Source organism: Thioprofundum lithotrophicum (assembly GCF_055387065.1).
The window spans coordinates 2,004,035-2,018,552 of the sequence record NZ_AP042379.1; the positions used below are offsets into that span (position 1 = coordinate 2,004,035).

At 67.0% G+C, this 14,518-nt stretch carries 20 protein-coding genes; 14 read left to right on the forward strand and 6 right to left on the reverse strand.

The genetic code is table 11. The features are described 5' to 3' along the window. The first annotated feature begins 22 nt into the window (after nt 1–22). The 4 genes from ACZ5BH_RS09420 (at nt 23) to ACZ5BH_RS09435 (ending at nt 2,275) form a co-directional block, all read left to right on the forward strand. A complete protein-coding gene (locus tag ACZ5BH_RS09420; RefSeq protein ID WP_464889002.1) occupies nt 23–886 on the forward strand; it encodes a DMT family transporter in 864 nt (287 codons plus the stop codon). Further along, nucleotides 883–1,191 carry a hypothetical protein gene (locus ACZ5BH_RS09425; protein ID WP_464889003.1) on the forward strand — a complete coding sequence of 103 codons (309 nt, stop codon included), beginning with the start codon at nt 883–885 and terminating at the stop codon, nt 1,189–1,191. Before ACZ5BH_RS09420 ends, ACZ5BH_RS09425 begins: the two co-directional genes overlap by 4 nt. Nucleotides 1,192–1,239: 48 nt before the next feature. Beyond that, on the forward strand, nt 1,240–1,599 hold the full coding sequence (locus ACZ5BH_RS09430; protein ID WP_464889004.1) for a hypothetical protein: 360 nt from the start codon (nt 1,240–1,242) through the stop codon (nt 1,597–1,599). A gap of 82 nt (nt 1,600–1,681) precedes the next feature. Further along, nucleotides 1,682–2,275: a malonic semialdehyde reductase gene (locus ACZ5BH_RS09435; protein WP_464889005.1), complete on the forward strand. Its 594-nt coding sequence runs from the start codon at nt 1,682–1,684 to the stop codon at nt 2,273–2,275. A 509-nt stretch (nt 2,276–2,784) separates the two neighbouring features. On the opposite strand, the gene ACZ5BH_RS09440 is transcribed toward ACZ5BH_RS09435, so the two are convergent. Together ACZ5BH_RS09440 and ACZ5BH_RS09445 are read right to left on the reverse strand one after the other, a co-directional pair. Further along, nucleotides 2,785–2,997, reverse strand: coding sequence for a DUF6316 family protein (locus ACZ5BH_RS09440; protein ID WP_464889006.1), 213 nt, complete (start codon nt 2,995–2,997; stop codon nt 2,785–2,787). Between the two features lie 355 nt (nt 2,998–3,352). Continuing rightward, on the reverse strand, nt 3,353–4,018 hold the full coding sequence (locus ACZ5BH_RS09445) for an energy-coupling factor ABC transporter permease (RefSeq protein ID WP_464889007.1): 666 nt from the start codon (nt 4,016–4,018) through the stop codon (nt 3,353–3,355). Nucleotides 4,019–4,206: 188 nt separating this feature from the next. Between ACZ5BH_RS09445 and ACZ5BH_RS09450 the strand changes: the two genes are divergently transcribed. The 7 genes from ACZ5BH_RS09450 to ACZ5BH_RS09480 all read left to right on the forward strand — a co-directional run bounded on the left by ACZ5BH_RS09450 (nt 4,207) and on the right by ACZ5BH_RS09480 (nt 9,190). Beyond that, nucleotides 4,207–4,647 (forward strand): CDGSH iron-sulfur domain-containing protein, encoded by a 441-nt coding sequence (locus tag ACZ5BH_RS09450; RefSeq protein WP_464889008.1) that lies wholly within the window; start codon nt 4,207–4,209, stop codon nt 4,645–4,647. 127 nt (nt 4,648–4,774) lie between these two features. Then, nucleotides 4,775–5,989: an iron-containing alcohol dehydrogenase gene (locus tag ACZ5BH_RS09455; RefSeq protein WP_464889009.1), complete on the forward strand. Its 1,215-nt coding sequence runs from the start codon at nt 4,775–4,777 to the stop codon at nt 5,987–5,989. 3 nt (nt 5,990–5,992) lie between these two features. Continuing rightward, nucleotides 5,993–6,730 (forward strand): tRNA (N6-threonylcarbamoyladenosine(37)-N6)-methyltransferase TrmO, encoded by a 738-nt coding sequence (tsaA, locus tag ACZ5BH_RS09460; RefSeq protein ID WP_464889010.1) that lies wholly within the window; start codon nt 5,993–5,995, stop codon nt 6,728–6,730. Nucleotides 6,731–6,937: 207 nt separating this feature from the next. Next, the gene (locus ACZ5BH_RS09465) at nt 6,938–7,135 is read left to right on the forward strand and encodes a hypothetical protein (RefSeq protein ID WP_464889011.1); all 198 of its coding nucleotides are present in this window, start codon (nt 6,938–6,940) and stop codon (nt 7,133–7,135) included. Nucleotides 7,136–7,201: 66 nt separating this feature from the next. Then, on the forward strand, nt 7,202–8,209 hold the full coding sequence (locus tag ACZ5BH_RS09470; protein ID WP_464889012.1) for an HIT domain-containing protein: 1,008 nt from the start codon (nt 7,202–7,204) through the stop codon (nt 8,207–8,209). A gap of 79 nt (nt 8,210–8,288) precedes the next feature. Further along, complete coding sequence (locus ACZ5BH_RS09475) at nt 8,289–8,795, forward strand: peroxiredoxin family protein (RefSeq protein WP_464889013.1); 507 nt, start codon at nt 8,289–8,291, stop codon at nt 8,793–8,795. Further along, complete coding sequence (locus ACZ5BH_RS09480) at nt 8,792–9,190, forward strand: hypothetical protein (RefSeq protein ID WP_464889014.1); 399 nt, start codon at nt 8,792–8,794, stop codon at nt 9,188–9,190. The genes ACZ5BH_RS09475 and ACZ5BH_RS09480 overlap by 4 nt, the downstream gene beginning before the upstream one ends. A 105-nt stretch (nt 9,191–9,295) precedes the next feature. Here ACZ5BH_RS09480 and ACZ5BH_RS09485 read toward each other — a convergent pair whose 3' ends face one another. Then, nucleotides 9,296–10,096 carry an HDOD domain-containing protein gene (locus ACZ5BH_RS09485; protein WP_464889015.1) on the reverse strand — a complete coding sequence of 267 codons (801 nt, stop codon included), beginning with the start codon at nt 10,094–10,096 and terminating at the stop codon, nt 9,296–9,298. A 105-nt stretch (nt 10,097–10,201) separates the two neighbouring features. On the opposite strand from ACZ5BH_RS09485, the gene ACZ5BH_RS09490 reads away from it, so the two are divergent. Beyond that, complete coding sequence (locus ACZ5BH_RS09490; protein ID WP_464889016.1) at nt 10,202–10,579, forward strand: FHA domain-containing protein; 378 nt, start codon at nt 10,202–10,204, stop codon at nt 10,577–10,579. Nucleotides 10,580–10,969: 390 nt separating this feature from the next. Here the strand turns inward: ACZ5BH_RS09490 and ACZ5BH_RS09495 are convergent, their stop codons facing one another. Next, nucleotides 10,970–11,314 (reverse strand): thioredoxin family protein, encoded by a 345-nt coding sequence (locus ACZ5BH_RS09495; RefSeq protein ID WP_464889017.1) that lies wholly within the window; start codon nt 11,312–11,314, stop codon nt 10,970–10,972. A gap of 118 nt (nt 11,315–11,432) precedes the next feature. Here ACZ5BH_RS09495 and htpX point away from each other — a divergent pair, with 118 nt between their 5' ends. Further along, nucleotides 11,433–12,317, forward strand: coding sequence for a protease HtpX (htpX, locus tag ACZ5BH_RS09500; protein ID WP_464889018.1), 885 nt, complete (start codon nt 11,433–11,435; stop codon nt 12,315–12,317). Between the two features lie 12 nt (nt 12,318–12,329). Here htpX and ACZ5BH_RS09505 read toward each other — a convergent pair whose 3' ends face one another. Beyond that, nucleotides 12,330–13,304: a chemotaxis protein gene (locus tag ACZ5BH_RS09505; RefSeq protein WP_464889019.1), complete on the reverse strand. Its 975-nt coding sequence runs from the start codon at nt 13,302–13,304 to the stop codon at nt 12,330–12,332. A gap of 187 nt (nt 13,305–13,491) precedes the next feature. Here ACZ5BH_RS09505 and ACZ5BH_RS09510 point away from each other — a divergent pair, with 187 nt between their 5' ends. After that, nucleotides 13,492–13,845, forward strand: a complete 354-nt coding sequence (locus ACZ5BH_RS09510) for an FKBP-type peptidyl-prolyl cis-trans isomerase (RefSeq protein ID WP_464889020.1) — start codon at nt 13,492–13,494, stop codon at nt 13,843–13,845. 46 nt (nt 13,846–13,891) lie between these two features. Here ACZ5BH_RS09510 and ACZ5BH_RS09515 read toward each other — a convergent pair whose 3' ends face one another. Next, entirely contained in the window at nt 13,892–14,374 is a 483-nt protein-coding gene (locus ACZ5BH_RS09515) for an RNA recognition motif domain-containing protein (RefSeq protein WP_464889021.1), read from the reverse strand. Between the last annotated feature and the right edge of the window lie 144 nt (nt 14,375–14,518).

Sequence of the window (14,518 nt, forward strand, 5' to 3'; positions counted from 1 at the left end):
GTTTTCGCCTGGAACCGCCTGCATGTTCTATCGCCAGAATTTCCTGCTCGGCGCCGGCCTGATCCTGCTTTCGGAACTGTGCTTCGCCTCCATGGGTGCCCTGGTCAAGCACCTGACCGGGACGCTGCCGGTGGTGGAGGTGGCCTTCATGCGCGGCCTGTTCGGGCTGCTTCTGCTGCTGCCCCTGTTGGGTCGGCAGGCCGGCCGCCAGACGCTGGCCACCCGGGTGCCCTGGCTGCATCTGCTGCGCACCGCCCTCGGCGTGTCGGCCCTGTACTGTTTCTTCTACGCCCTCTCGCGCCTGCCCCTGGCCGATGGCATGCTGCTGAAGATGACTTCGCCCCTGTTCATGCCCCTGATCGCCGCCCTGTGGCTGGCCGAACGGCTGCGGGCGGCGGTGTGGCTGGCGGTCGGGAGCGGTTTTCTGGGCGTGGCGCTGGTGGTGGAGCCGAGCGGCCACCTGGCCCCGGCCGCGCTGGCCGGCCTGGCCGGTGGCCTGTTCGCCGCCGGGGCCAAGGTCACGGTGCGGCGTCTGGCCCGCAGCGAGCCGACGGTGCGCATCGTGTTCTGGTTTTCCCTGGGGATGGCGGCGGCCACCGCCGTGCCCCTGTTCTGGCACTGGCAGACGCCAGCGCCCGAACAGTGGGCCTGGCTCGGCCTGATGGGCCTGTTCGGCACCGTCGGGCAACTGTTGCTCACCCGTGGCTACGGCCTCGCGCCCGCCTCGCGCATCGCGCCCTTTACCTATGCCTCGGTGGTGTTCGGGGCCGTGTACGGCTTCCTGTTCTGGGACGAGGCGCTGGATGGCGGGTTCGTGGCCGGGGCCCTGCTCATCGGCCTGGCCGGGGTGCTGGCGCTGCGCCTGCGCCGGGAGGCGCCGGCATGAAAGGCGTGTGTGAACTGTGCGGGCGCGAGGGGCTGGAGCTGACCCGGCACCATCTCATCCCCCGCACCCGGCACCGCAACCGGCGGGTGCGCCGCCGCTTCGGCCGCGAGGAACTGACCCGCCGGATTCTCATGGTCTGTCGGCCCTGTCACAGTCAGATCCATGCATTGATCTCGGAAAAGGAACTGGCTGAACGCTATCACAGCCGTGACGCCCTGCTTGCCCATGCCGGAATTCGCCGTTTCGTGGACTGGATCAAATCCCGCCCTGCCGATCTGAAACCGCGGGGCCGGCGGCGGCGTTGAGCCGGATCCTGTGCTATATCTTTGGGTATCCCCCTTCCGGAGATGCTCGTGACACTCGCCCGCCGCCCCGGCCGGGAACCGGCCAAATCCCGCCTGCAACCGGCCGAGCCGCTCTGGAAGCGGGTGCCGGTACGCGATGCGGACGGCACCCGGCTCACCGATTTCATGATGATCATTCCCGGTCTGGGGCAGCGTCCGGCGGCTGAGATCGCCAGGGTGACCGCGCGCATCGAGCGCGCCCTGCAGGCTTATCAGAAGGCCGTGGTGTTCGCCGATCTCAACCTGGCGCTCAACGTGCTGTGGGTCTCGGTGCGCCCCTTGCCGGGCATCACCCTGGAACTGCCGGCCGTGATCAAGCTGTACGTGCCCGAGGCCCTGCTGGTCTCGCAGCGCCTGCGGGAGGCATAACCCCTGTTTTTCGTCCCTTGTTCCCGGCGACGCTTCGTGCCACATTGTGGGGCAGGCGAACAAGAAACCGGAGGCAAGCAGCATGTCAGGTCAACCCCTGTCCGACGCCGCGCTGGATCAGCTGTTCCGCGAGGCCCGATCCCACAACAAGTGGCTGGACAAGCCGGTCAGCGAAGACCAGATCCGGCAGATCTACGATCTGCTCAAGTGGGGGCCCACCAGCGCCAATTCCTGCCCGGCCCGCTTCGTGTTCGTGCGCAGCCCCGAGGCCAAGGAACGCCTGAAACCCTGCCTTGACGCGGGCAACGTGGACAAGGCCATGAGCGCCCCCGTGGTGGCCATCATCGGCATGGACATGGAATTCTACGAACAGCTGCCCAAGCTGTTCCCCCACACCGATGCGCGCAGCTGGTTCGTGGGCAAGCCCGAGAAGATCCGGGAAACCGCGTTCCGCAACAGCTCCCTGCAGGGCGCCTATCTCATCATGGCCGCCCGCAGCCTGGGGCTCGACTGCGGGCCCATGTCCGGCTTCGACAACGAAAAGCTCGACGCCACCTTCTTCCCCGATGGCAAGGTGAAATCCAACTTCATCTGCGCCATCGGCTACGGCGACCCGAGCGGCCTCTATCCCCGCGGCCCGCGCCTCGACTTCGACGAAGCCTGCCGGATCGAATGACCGCCAGGACGTGCTCCCTGCGATACCGATCGCCGGGAGCGGGTCGCCGATAAAGGCGTGGTGTTCCCTGCCGCCCGTTTTCGGTAGGCGCGGCGCGAGCCGCGACCCGCGGCAGCGTGTGGCTGGTTGCTGGTTGCTGGGAAAACCCTATATGACCGTTCCGAAACATGGATCAATCTTGGCTACAGGCGCGAAGCCCTCATGGCCGGAAGGGCGTTGCGTGACCTTCGGCCGCAGGGACGATGTGCAGGACGCACAAGTGTCGCGAGAGGGCAGGATGCCCGAAGCGACTGCGGCCGCAGAGCCTACATGGATGTATTTACGGCGTGTCACGCAACGCCCTTCCGGCCATGAGGGCGGCCCTGGGTCAGCTACCCGGCAACAAGATGACACATATTTCGGAACAGATAGCCAGTGGCTGATGACCGGGCAATACCCGCGCTTGCCAGCCACCCGCTACCCACAAATCGCGGCTCGCGCCGCGCCTACGGGAAACCCAACGGTTCCCGTCAGGACGCCACGCGCACGATCCCGCAGCGCCGCAGGTACAGCTTCAGGGCGGCCTCCGCATCGGTGAGGTGGGGGTAGGGGCCGTGGTGCCGGCCGTCGCGGGTCACGAAGTACCACTGCCGGTCCTTCAGGTAATAGCGGCGCTTGCGGGGCGGAATCGGGCCGGATTCGCCGCGGCGGGGAGTGTTTCGTTCGGTCTTCAGATCGGTCATGGTCTTGCCCGTACTGCCGGTTCGGTGGAACACAACGGGGAAGCCTTCCCTTTCTTCCGTGTCACGATGGGGACGAGGTGCCGCCGGTTCAAGCGGCTTTTCCCTAGCAGGCTGATGAAAAAGCCCATCCATGGGCTTTTTCAACTCGGGAATGGAAAACGCGGTTTCCCGTTCCGTCACATTTTCAATGACTTGACGTCATTGAAAATGGCGATGCATCCATGCATCGCACACAGGCTGTCGAAAAACGGTGTTTTTCAACAGCCTGCTAGCTTCGTCCTCAGCATAACCCAGGGTGAGGAGGCTGGCTGTCGGCGGGGGCAGACCGCGTCTGTAGGACAGGTCCTACAAGGACCTACTTGCCGCGCAGATAACGCAGATCGTCGAAGGTGCAGACCCAGTTCGGCACCATGACCACCATGATGGCGACCAGCATGCCGGTGATGAAGCTTTCGGGAAAGGCCATCAGCGGGATGAAGGGCAGAAAGTCGCTGGCGAGCTGCTCGAAGCGGTAGGCCCCGCCGGCCACCAGCACGGCCGTGGCGGCCAGCACCATGCTCACCATGGCCAGGCCGGCGCCGAAGAAGGCGTTGAGAAAGAGGTAGACGAAGAAGTTGTTGGGCAGGTACCGATCCACCAGGCGGTAGATCGTCTGGCTGAAGAGAATGGGCACGGCCCCCATCAGCAGCACGTTCAGGGGCAGGGCCTGCCAGTCGCTCTCGCCGTTGAGCATCATGCCCAGATAGACCAGGCTGAAGGCCAGCAGGGCCAGCCGCCAGCCGAACATCAAGGTCAGCAGGGTGGCGCCGATATAGTGGTAGTCCAGGCCGGGAAAATGGGTGGTGGTGATGTGCCACAGCGCCAGCAGCCCCACCACCGAGCCGAGGAATACGTGCTGGATCTCGCTCTGGCGAAAGCGTCGCCAGGGCGCGCGCCACAGCGCGGCGAACAGCAACAGGGCGTAGAGCCCGGCCGCGCCGAGGTACCAGGAGTCGGAAAGCAGTCGGTAGGGAATGTTCATGGCCGCGAGATTGACAGGCCGGCCGCCGACCGCTTGAATCCGCCGTCTCCGTACCCACCTTCCGTGCACCGCGCAACCCGCGGAGGCGGAGGCAGACGACATGGCCGAACCGGCTGGTTTGCCCGAGCGCCTATGGTAGCATAGCGCGCCGCCGAGCCGGCGCCCCCCACAACCCTGAGGAGCGAACCTTGAGCGACAACCGCAAGTCTTCCCCCGCACAGAACGTGATCCTCATCCGGGCCAACGGGCCGCTGATCTGCCGGGGCAACTTCACCCTGCTGGCAGCCAACGGCGAGGAGCTGGCCCGCGGCGAGGAGGAACTCTGGCTGTGCCGCTGCGGCGCTTCAAAAAAGACGCCGTTCTGCGATGGCAGCCACAAGAAGATCGAATTCGACGACGGCCTGGTGCCCGACGAACGGGCCGAGGATCTGCCCGAGACGAGTGGCCCGGTCACCATCACCTGCCGGGCCAATGCCATGTACGTGGTCAAGGGGCCGGTGACCATTCGCAGCGAGGACGGCGGCTACGAGACCCGCCGCAGCAAGGCGGCCCTGTGCCGTTGCGGAGCCTCGGGCAAGAAACCCTTCTGCGACGCCAGCCACAAGACCACGGGCTTCGAGGTGGATTGACCGCCTCCTGACGGAGGCCGATGACGAGGCCGGGGCGCCACGATTGCCTGCCCCGGCATGCGCGGTTCCCGCCGGCGCTGGTTTATACTCGGCGCTGGCACCGCATCCCAGAGGTTTCGGGTCCACCATGGAAATGCCCTCTCCGTTCGCGCCGTTCGCCATCGGCCGCCTGCCCCGGGTGCACTTCGGGGTGGGGGTCTTCACCCGCCTGCCTTCGTTGCTGGCCGGCTACGGCCGGCGGGTACTGGTGGTCACCGGCAGCCAGTCCTTTCAGGCCACGGCGAACTGGCCCTGGCTGGAAACCGAGTTGCAGGATCACGGTTTCACCCGCTTCCACGTCACCGTGCCCGGCGAGCCTTCCCCGGAGCTGGTCGACATGGCCGTCCGGCAGCATGCCGGCGAGGCCATCGACGTGGTGGTGGGCATCGGCGGGGGGAGCGCCCTCGATGCGGCCAAGGCCATCGCCGGCCTGCTGCGGGTGGGCGATCCGGTCACCGACTACCTGGAAGGCGTGGGACCGGAGAAACCCTATGCGGGGCCGGCCGTGCCCTTCATCGCCGTGCCCACTACCGCCGGCACCGGCAGCGAGGCGACGAAGAACGCCGTGCTCAGCCGCCAGGGCGCCGAGGGTTACAAGAAATCCTTCCGCGACGATCGCCTAGTGGCCGAACATGCCCTGGTGGATCCGGATCTGCTCATCGGCTGCCCGCCCGAACTCATCGCCGCCAACGGCATGGATGCCCTCACCCAGCTCATCGAGTCGTGGACCTCGCTGCGGGCCAGCCCCTTTACCGACGCGCTGGCCCTGAGCGGCCTGGAAGCGGCCCGCGATGGCCTGTTGCCCTGGTATTCCCGGGCTGGCGAGGCGGCGGAGATCACCGAGGCGGCCCGCAGCCGCATGGCCTGGGCCTCCCTGGTCTCCGGGATCACCCTGGCCCAGGCGGGGCTCGGCGCGGTGCATGGCCTGGCCTCGCCGCTGGGCGCCTTCTTCCCCATTCCCCACGGCGTGGTCTGCGGCACCCTGCTGGCCGAGGCCACCGCCATCAACATCCGCGCCATGCGCGAACGGGACCGGCACAACCCGGCCCTGGCCCGCTACGCCCGGCTGGCCGAACTGCTGCTCGAGACCCCGCTGCGGGATCCGGAACAGGCCTGGGAACTGCTGGTGGAGCGGCTGCGGGCCTGGAGCGAGCACCTGAAGCTGCCGCGCCTGTCGGCCTACGGCATCGGGGAAGCCGATCTGGGCCGCATCGTCGCCCATGCCCGCGGCAGTTCCATGCGCACCAACCCCATCGAGCTGAGCGACGAGGAACTGCGCGAAATCCTGCGCCGGCGGCTCTAGCCAATGCCTTCCAAACCTTCCGTCGAGCGCATCTGCTATCACCCCATCGGGGTCCTGCGCTCTCCCTTCCGCGAGAAGTTCGGCATCCCCCGTCAGCCGGGCCTGGTGCCGGCCGCGCGGGCCACCCTGGCACTGCTGCCTCCCTTCGATCGGCCCGAGGCGGTCGAGGGGCTGGACGGCTTTTCCCATGTCTGGTTGCTGTTCCACTTCCATGCCACGGCCCGTCAGGCCTGGAAACCCACGGTGCGACCGCCGCGCCTTGGCGGCAACCGGCGTGTCGGCGTGTTCGCCTCCCGCTCCATGTTCCGGCCCAATCCCCTCGGGTTGTCGGTGGTGGAACTCGAGCGCATCGACCGCGAGGATGGCAAGCCGGTCCTGCATCTGCGCGGCGCCGATCTGCTCGACGGCACACCGGTGCTGGACATCAAGCCCTACCTGCCCTGGGTGGATGCCGTGCCGGATGCCCGCGCCAGTTACGCCAGCGAGCGCCCCGGCGCCTCCCTTCCGGTTCGCTTCGCGCCCGGCGCGGCTCGCCGGTGTGCCGAAATCGCCCGCCACTGGCCGGAGTTTCCGCAACTCCTCGAGCAGATCCTGGCCCTCGATCCCCGGCCGGCCTACCGCAACGAGGCACAAGCCCCTTCCCACCTCCATGGCATGCGCCTCGGCGACCACGACATCCGCTGGCGCGTGCGGGACGGCAGCATCGAGGTGGTCGCCATCCAGCGCATGGACGAGGGCTGAACCGGAATTGAACCCCGGCGCAAGACGCACAACTGAATCCCGTCAGGCGGTTTCGGTTCAAACGGCCATTCGTCCGGTGGGGCGAATGGCCGTTTCCGCTTTCCGTCCCTTGAAAAACCGGCGCCGGACGCCATGTTTCGTTGGCGACGGGCCGCGTGCCCGGCATCCTGGCAAGCCGATACCAACAACGAAACGGGAGATAGCGTCATGTCAGCCGAAACCATCACTCTCAAACCCCATACCTACGACAATCTCGGCATCATCCACTGTGGCGTGCTGGAGGACTACACCGCCGTGTGTGCCGGCGATCTCCACAAGCTGGAAGATGGCGAGGAATACACGTTCGCCCGCGCCGGGGTGACCGTGAAGCGCAACGGCGACGAGTTCGTGTTCACCAAGGGATGACCGGCCGGTAGCGAAGCGGGGTTCGAAGGCGGATAATACGGCGCCACTGCGCCACGGAATCCTGCCATGTTCGCCGTTTCGTCTCCCCTGCTGTCGGCCCAAGCCCTGGAAGCGGCCTTCGTGAGCGGCCTGCAGCGGCTGCTCGAAGGCCAGTCACTGTCCGGCTACATTCTCTGTGCGGCGAATGCCGCGGCCGATCCGGCCATCCGGGAAGCACTGGAGCCGGCCCTGTCGCGGCAGGGCCGGCTCCAGGCCCGGCTGCTGGCCGAGGGAAAGACCGCCGCCGGCGAGGAGGATCGGGCGGTCTTCGTGCAGATGCAGGCCCTGGGCGAAGCGGCCCTGGAGCCGACCCGGTTCCGGCAGGCCGGCCCCTGGGAGGTGCAGTTCAACCGCCTGCGGGCACTCAGGCCGCCGCGGGTCAGCCGCCTGGCGCCGGAAACCCTGTACCGGCCCTTCGATCCCGACGCCTTCCACTTCAACCGGCCCTTCATGCTCGCCGAACGCTACTGGGAGGGCGACATTCTCGGCCGCGCCACGGCCTTCTATTTCAACAAGTATCCCTTTGCCCGCCATCACACCCTGCTGGTGCCGGAGCGCGAGGCCGGTCATCCCCAGTATCTGGACGCGGCCACCCTGGAATGGGCCTGGGCCCTGCTCGAGTCCGCCGCGCAGGCGCTGCCCGATCTGTTGCTGGCCTACAATGCTTTTGGCGCCTATGCCTCCGTCAACCATCTGCACTTCCATCTGCTGCGGCGGGAGTCGCCCCTGCCGGCGATGGCGGCGGAGGAATGGCCGGTGGCGCGGCGGGTGTTCGATTCCGCCGCGGCCGCCTGGCCCGCCATCGCCCGCCTCCACGAGGCCCGGATCGGCTACAATCTGCTCCTTGCGCCCGGCCGCCTGTGGCTGTTCGCGCGCCGCCGGCAGGGGCAGGTGGCGCCGCCCGCCTGGAGCAGCGGTTTTGCCTGGTATGAGATGGCCGGTGGCTTCGTGACGCCCCGCGAGGCCGATTTCGAGGCGCTCACGGCCGAGACCATCGAGGCGGCTCTGCAGCGTCATCGGGTCGCCTGGCCCTGACAACGACAGCGAACCAAGCCATTCCGGCAGTGTCGGATGGATCATCCCCGGCCTGCGTGCCGCAACCGGACACTTCAGCATGCAACGAACCCGCCTCCTGCATACCGGCCTGATGGCCACCCTCCTGTGGCTGATCAGCCTCGCCTCCCCGGCCATGACCACCTTCGACGGCAAGCCGGCCCGGGTTTCCGATCATCTCGACAGCGGCAAGTGGCTGGTGGTGATGATCTGGGCCTCCGACTGCCGGATCTGCAACCAGGAAGTCAGTCACTACGTGGATTTCCATTTCGTACATCAGGACGAGGATGCCCGGGTGCTGGGCATCAGCATCGATGGGCAGCAAGGGAAGGCCGCGGCCGAGCAGTTCATTTCCCGGCACAATGTGAACTTTCCCAACCTGCTCGGCGAGCCCGACGAAGTGGCGGCCTGGTACCGGCGGCTCACCGGCAGCGCCTTCGTGGGCACCCCCACCTTTCTGTTCTTCGATCCCCGTGGCGAGCTGGTGGCCAAGCAGGTCGGCGCCGTGCCCACCGAGCTGATCGAGAAATTCATGCAGGCGCAGGCCCGGCAGGAGGCGCAGCCATGAGCAACAAGATGGTGGTGCTCGTCAACGGGATCGCCGAGCTGGAGTATCACCGGGACGTCCCGCTTCCCGCGCGTCAGCGAGACTATCTGCAGCGCATGGACGAAGAGATGGATCGCGGCATTCCCCTCGATGGGGAAACGCTGGCCAACCCGGATCTCCTGCAGCGGGCCCGCTACGTGGCGATGAGCCTGGTGGAATCCCTGCAGCAGGACCAGGAAGCCCGCGCCGCGGCCACCCTGGCCTGGCTGGCCGAGCGGATCCCGGATCTGCAGCAGCTCCGGGTCGACACCGGAGAAGACGGGCAGGTGCGCATCGAGCTGATCTTCGATCGCCCCCTCGAGAACCAGGTCAAGGTCCAGTTTCCCATGCCGGGCGCTGGCGAGACCCGGCATTGAGCATGCGGTAGCGGGTGGCTGGGGACGGAGGGCCGGGAAAACCGTCATCACCGGCGCGAGCCGCGATGATGCCTTTCCCAGCCACCCGCTACCGCCGCATCGCGTTCAGAGCAGGGTCAGCGCAAGCTGGTAGTGTTTCCGCCAGGCCGGGTCGTCGAGCAGCGCCGGCCAGTCCGTCAGGCCGAGGCGTTCGGCCGTGTCGGGGGGCAGGGGCTGGCGGTTGCGCGCGGCGCTGGCGGCGGCGAGGAGATCGGTGAGCGTGGCCTTGTCCGTCGGCGGCGGCTTGCGGTAGTGGCCCACCGCGGTGACCAGTGCCGGCGGAAAGCGCCAGTGGGCCAGGAGCATGGCGCCCACCGGGGCATGGTATTCCTCCAGCAGGTCGTGCATCGCCTCGGCCGGGGGCGGCGTGCCGTGATGGGCGGCGCATTGCAGGATGGGCAGCATGCCGATCCGGTGCACCAGCCCGGCCAGCAGGGCTTCCTCGGCCGGCGGCAGGGGCGCTTCCCGGGCCAGCACCCAGGCCCAGGCCGCCACCTGGCGGCTCAGTTCGCGAATGATTTCCAGCAGGCCCGAATAGGCCGGACAGGGCGCGCCGAAAGTCTGCAGCAGGGCATGACTGGTCACGAGCGTGGCCACCAGGCGGTTGCCCAGCCGGGCGATGGCCTGGCTCAGGGAATCCAGTGGCCGATCTCCGCCATAGGCGGCGCTGTTGGTGATCTTGAGGAGGCGCGCGGCCAGCGCCGGATCCTGGCCGATGGCGGCGGCGATGCGCTCGACCCCGGCGTCGGGATCCTCGAGCAGGCGGCGGATTTCCTGCAGATGATCCGGCGGCGAGGGCAGGATCAGGCGGTCGCTGCGGATGGCGGCTTCCACCTCCCTGAGCAGTGCGGTCTCTTCCTGGCCCAATGGCTGGCTTCCTTCCGCCGGCGACCGCCGGCATAATTCCCCTCAAACTACCCCATGCCGGCTGTCCAGGCAACCGGTACCACAGTGACGCAGGAGCCTCCCCCCATGGCCATGCTGATCCAGTTTTCGCCCGACGGGGCCGGCATCAAGCTGGTGATCGCCAAGCCGCGCATCACCATCGGGCGCGACACGGACAACGACATCAGCATCGACGACGATCTGGTGAGCAAGCGCCATGCGGTGCTGGAAGTGGTGGCCAGCCCCGATGGCGAGGGCCGGGTGGACTATTACCTGCAGGACCAGGACAGCACCAACCACACCTACGTCAACGACGAACGGATCACCCTGTGCAAGCTCAAAAACGGCGACATGATCCGGATCGGCATGAACAACTTCCGCTTCGTGGACGAGGACGAGGGCAACCTCAAGGAAACCGCCAAACTGCGCAAGACCTGGATCCCCGGCGTGTTCGTCAAGAAATAAGGGGGCCATTCCCCCGTAGGAGCGGCGCCTCGCCGCGATACTGACGCAGAACAGCCCGTAGGGCGGCTCAAGCGTAGCGGAGCCGCCATGTCGGGATGACACGATTTTTGCCGGCTCCGCTACGCTTGAGCCGGCCTACAACAACCGCCCCATACCGGTGCCGATTGTGTCAGCACAATTTTGAGACGCTTAATAAGGAGGTCATTCCCCAGTAGGAGCGGCGCCCCGCCTCAAGGGCGCACCCGATGCTGGAACAACAGCCGAAAATGTTCGGGAATTCGTCACGGCTGTTCAGGCTGGGACCGCTCAGCTCGCGGCGAGGCGCCGCTCCTGCGGGTACGGGCGCAGATCGTTGTCACCGTATGGCGAGAAGGCAGTGTCTTGACGCCTTCACACTCCGTGCTCGTCAAGGAAGCCGTCGATGAAACCGGCGGACTGGGCGCCGCTGAAGCGCGCCACCTCCTCGCCGTCACGGAACAGGATCACCGTGGGGAAGCCGCGCACGGCGTAGCGGCCGGCCAGTTTCATGTTCTCGCCTGCGTCCACCTCCAGCTTGGCCAGGCGCACCGCGCCGTCCCGTTCGCCCACCACCTGTTCCAGAATCGGGGCGATCACCAGGCACGGCGGGCACCAGTCGGCCCAGAAGTCCACCAGCACGGGCACCTCACGAGAGGCGTCCAGCACGTCCTGGTCGAAGTGTTCCAGATCGGTATCGAAGATGGCGGCGTCGGGCATGGGCAGGGTTTCCTGATGATGCGAGGCGCGGCATTATACCCTCCTTGCCGCCGGCGGAACTTCCCTCGCTGACGCCGGTCCCTGCTCCTGAAACGGACAACCCGACGAGAGAGGCGTCATGAAGCGGATTTTCCTGTTCCTGGCCACCAACCTGGCCATCCTTGTGGTGCTCAGCGCCAGCCTGCGCATCCTGGGCATCGAGCAGTATTTCACCCAGCAGGGGGTGGACCTGAATCTGCAGGCTCTCCTGCTGTTTGCCGCGGCCTTCGGTTTCGGCGGCGCCTTCATTTCCCTGGCCCTTTCCAAGTGGACGGCCAGGCGCATGACCGGCGCGAGGGTGATCGGCCAGCCGGCCAACGCCGCCGAGCAGTGGCTGGTGCAGACGGTGGGCGTGCTGGCCCGGGAAGCGGGGATCGGCATGCCCGATGTGGCCATCTACGACTCGCCGGACATCAACGCCTTCGCCACCGGCATGAAGCGTGACGATGCCCTGGTGGCGGTGAGCACCGGCCTGCTCGAGAACATGACCCGCGACGAAGCCGAGGCGGTGCTGGCCCACGAGGTCTCCCACATCGCCAATGGCGACATGGTGACCCTGGCGCTCATCCAGGGGGTGGTGAACACCTTCGTGATCTTCTTCTCGCGGGTCATCGGCCACGCGGTGGACCGCATCGTGTTCCGCAACGAGCGGGGCTACGGCCCGGCCTTCTGGATCAGCACCATCGTCGCGGAGCTGGTGCTCGGGATCCTGGCGACCATGATCGTCATGTGGTTCAGCCGGCAGCGGGAGTTCCGGGCCGACGCCGGCAGCGCCCGGCTGGTGGGCGCCCCGCGCATGATCGCCGCCCTGCAGCGGCTGCAGATGACAGTGCAGCAGCCGCACCTGCCCGATCAGCTCGCCGCCTTCGGCATTTCGGGGCGGATCGGCCACGGCCTGGCCCGGCTGTTCATGTCCCATCCGCCCCTGGAGGAGCGGATCGCCGCCTTGCGGCAGCGGCGCTGACAGCCTGCCGGATCAGCCGGCCGAGGCCTCCGGCGTGCCGCGGCTGCCGGTGAGCAGGGGGGTGAGGATGCGGGCGAACTCCTGGGGATCGAACTTGGCCACGTAGGCGTCGGCACCGACTTCGGTGCCGAGCTTCATGTTGGCCTCGGCCGAGAGGGAGGAGTGCATGATCACCGGGATGCCGTTGAAGCGGCTGTCGCTCTTGACCTTCTTGGTCAGCACGTAGCCGTCCATGCCCGGCATCTCCACGTCGGTGACGATGGCCTGCAGCATCTCGTACACGGGCGTGTGGCTGGCCTCGGCGCGGCTTGCCAGATCCTCCAGTTTCTCCCAGGCTTCCACGCCGTTCTTGGCCGAGAGATAGTTCACGCCCATGTGATCGAGGGTGGTTTCGAGCTGGCGGCGGGCCACGGCCGAGTCGTCGGCGAACAGCACCGTGGCCGGAGTGTCGATCTGCTCCAGGCCGTTGAACATGGCGGGGTCGTCCATGAAGCCGGCGGTTTCGGCCAGGACCTTCTCCACGTCCAGCACCATCACGATGCGCCCGTCCTTGAGTTCGGTGACCGCCGTCACCAGGCCGCCGAGGCGGTTGGCCATCATGGGCGGCGGCACCTTGATGTCGTTCCATTCCATGCGCAGGATCTGCTCCACCGAGGCCACCAGCAGGCCCTGGGTGGACCTGTTGAACTCGGTGACGATCAGTTTGGTGGGCGGTTCGGCCACGTCCATCTGGCAGAAGTGGGCCAGGTTGATCACCGGGATCATGCTGCCACGCAGGCTCACCATGCCTTCCACGCCGGCCGGCATGTCGGGGGCATGGGTGATCTCCGGCACCTGGATGACCTCGCGGATCTTGAACACGTTGAGGCCGAAGACTTCTTCCCGCTCGGTCCGCCGGTCGTAACCGAGACTGAACAGCAGCACTTCCAGCCGGTTGGCGCCGGCCAGTTTGGTGCGTTCGTCCACGGATTTGATGAAATTGTCCATGTGCTTGCCTCGTGATGGCCAGGGGAGCCGGCGGACCCGGCCCGGTTCACGGATCCTATCGGCCCGCAGCGGCGATTCTTGAGCGCCGCTGGCGCGTGTTTCGGAATGGCAGATTGTCGAAGGGAGCAGAGAGGGTGTTTCAGCCCATGATAGACTTCCTGGCCTGTTTCCGAACCGGGAGAAAATCATGAGCGACACCCTGCAGACCATCGACATCCGCGAAGGCGAAGGCAAGGCGGCCGTGGCCGGCAAGCCGGTGGTGGTGCATTACACCGGCTGGCTGCACGACCCGCAGGCCGAGGAGGGCAAGGGCGCGAAATTCGACAGTTCCCGTGACCGCAACCAGCCCTTCCTGTTCAATCTCGGCGCCGGGCAGGTGATCCGTGGCTGGGACGAGGGCGTGGCGGGCATGAAGGTGGGCGGGGTGCGCACCCTGATCATTCCGCCGGAGATGGGGTACGGCGCCCAGGGCGCGGGCGGCGTGATTCCGCCCAATGCCACCCTGGTCTTCGAGGTGGAACTGCTCGACGTGCAGGGCTGATTCGCGCGGGCGGCCTGTCTGCCGCCGTGCGTGATCGGGCCCGTTTTCAGGCCGCGCGGGACTGCTCCGGGCGCGGCTTGCGTTCATGGGCCACGTTCACCTTCAGCGGCCGGCCGAAGAACTCCTTGCCGTTCAGGGCCTTGATGGCGGCGCGGGCGTCGCGGCGGTTCATGGTCACGAAGCCGAAGCCGCGGGGCTTGCGGGTGACCCGATCGGTCATCAGGCGCACGCTGTGCACTTCCCCGTACTGCTCGAACAGTTCCCGCAGGGCCTCGGCAGGCATGCGGAAGGCCAGATTGCCGACGAAGATGGATTCGGTGGCGGTCTCCTCGCGGGGGCGGCTGAAGCGGAGCAGGCCCAGGCCGCCGGCGAGCAGGCCGCCGAGCAGCAGGCCCAGGGCAAAGAGCCATTCGGGAGCCAGGCCCGTCAGGGGCGTGTAGGGGAGCAGGAAACGGCCGAGCACGGCCACGAGTACGGCGGCGATCAGCAGGCGCAGGACGGCAGCGGGGGCGGGAAATGCGATTTTCATGATTCGGCAACGACTCTTTGGGGAATGAAGGGAGAACGGGCACACGGCAGCGGCCCTCCCGGCAAAGTCCCGCATTCTAATCCCAAACCGCGATCGAGGGAAAATCTGGCACAATCCCTGCAAGTTGCGGGGACATTTGGAGGA

What these genes read in the sequence shown, in the direction of transcription:
- ACZ5BH_RS09510 (WP_464889020.1), top strand. Translation starts at nt 13,492, where the DNA reads ATGAGCGACACCCTGCAGACCATCGACATCCGCGAAGGCGAAGGCAAG.
- ACZ5BH_RS09445 (WP_464889007.1), bottom strand. Translation starts at nt 4,018, where the DNA reads ATGAACATTCCCTACCGACTGCTTTCCGACTCCTGGTACCTCGGCGCG.
- ACZ5BH_RS09495 (WP_464889017.1), bottom strand. Translation starts at nt 11,314, where the DNA reads ATGCCCGACGCCGCCATCTTCGATACCGATCTGGAACACTTCGACCAG.
- ACZ5BH_RS09420 (WP_464889002.1), top strand. Translation starts at nt 23, where the DNA reads ATGTTCTATCGCCAGAATTTCCTGCTCGGCGCCGGCCTGATCCTGCTT.
- tsaA (WP_464889010.1), top strand. Translation starts at nt 5,993, where the DNA reads ATGCCTTCCAAACCTTCCGTCGAGCGCATCTGCTATCACCCCATCGGG.
- htpX (WP_464889018.1), top strand. Translation starts at nt 11,433, where the DNA reads ATGAAGCGGATTTTCCTGTTCCTGGCCACCAACCTGGCCATCCTTGTG.
- ACZ5BH_RS09480 (WP_464889014.1), top strand. Translation starts at nt 8,792, where the DNA reads ATGAGCAACAAGATGGTGGTGCTCGTCAACGGGATCGCCGAGCTGGAG.
- ACZ5BH_RS09490 (WP_464889016.1), top strand. Translation starts at nt 10,202, where the DNA reads ATGGCCATGCTGATCCAGTTTTCGCCCGACGGGGCCGGCATCAAGCTG.
- ACZ5BH_RS09505 (WP_464889019.1), bottom strand. Translation starts at nt 13,304, where the DNA reads ATGGACAATTTCATCAAATCCGTGGACGAACGCACCAAACTGGCCGGC.
- ACZ5BH_RS09425 (WP_464889003.1), top strand. Translation starts at nt 883, where the DNA reads ATGAAAGGCGTGTGTGAACTGTGCGGGCGCGAGGGGCTGGAGCTGACC.
- ACZ5BH_RS09470 (WP_464889012.1), top strand. Translation starts at nt 7,202, where the DNA reads ATGTTCGCCGTTTCGTCTCCCCTGCTGTCGGCCCAAGCCCTGGAAGCG.
- ACZ5BH_RS09465 (WP_464889011.1), top strand. Translation starts at nt 6,938, where the DNA reads ATGTCAGCCGAAACCATCACTCTCAAACCCCATACCTACGACAATCTC.
- ACZ5BH_RS09475 (WP_464889013.1), top strand. Translation starts at nt 8,289, where the DNA reads ATGCAACGAACCCGCCTCCTGCATACCGGCCTGATGGCCACCCTCCTG.
- ACZ5BH_RS09435 (WP_464889005.1), top strand. Translation starts at nt 1,682, where the DNA reads ATGTCAGGTCAACCCCTGTCCGACGCCGCGCTGGATCAGCTGTTCCGC.
- ACZ5BH_RS09515 (WP_464889021.1), bottom strand. Translation starts at nt 14,374, where the DNA reads ATGAAAATCGCATTTCCCGCCCCCGCTGCCGTCCTGCGCCTGCTGATC.
- ACZ5BH_RS09440 (WP_464889006.1), bottom strand. Translation starts at nt 2,997, where the DNA reads ATGACCGATCTGAAGACCGAACGAAACACTCCCCGCCGCGGCGAATCC.
- ACZ5BH_RS09455 (WP_464889009.1), top strand. Translation starts at nt 4,775, where the DNA reads ATGGAAATGCCCTCTCCGTTCGCGCCGTTCGCCATCGGCCGCCTGCCC.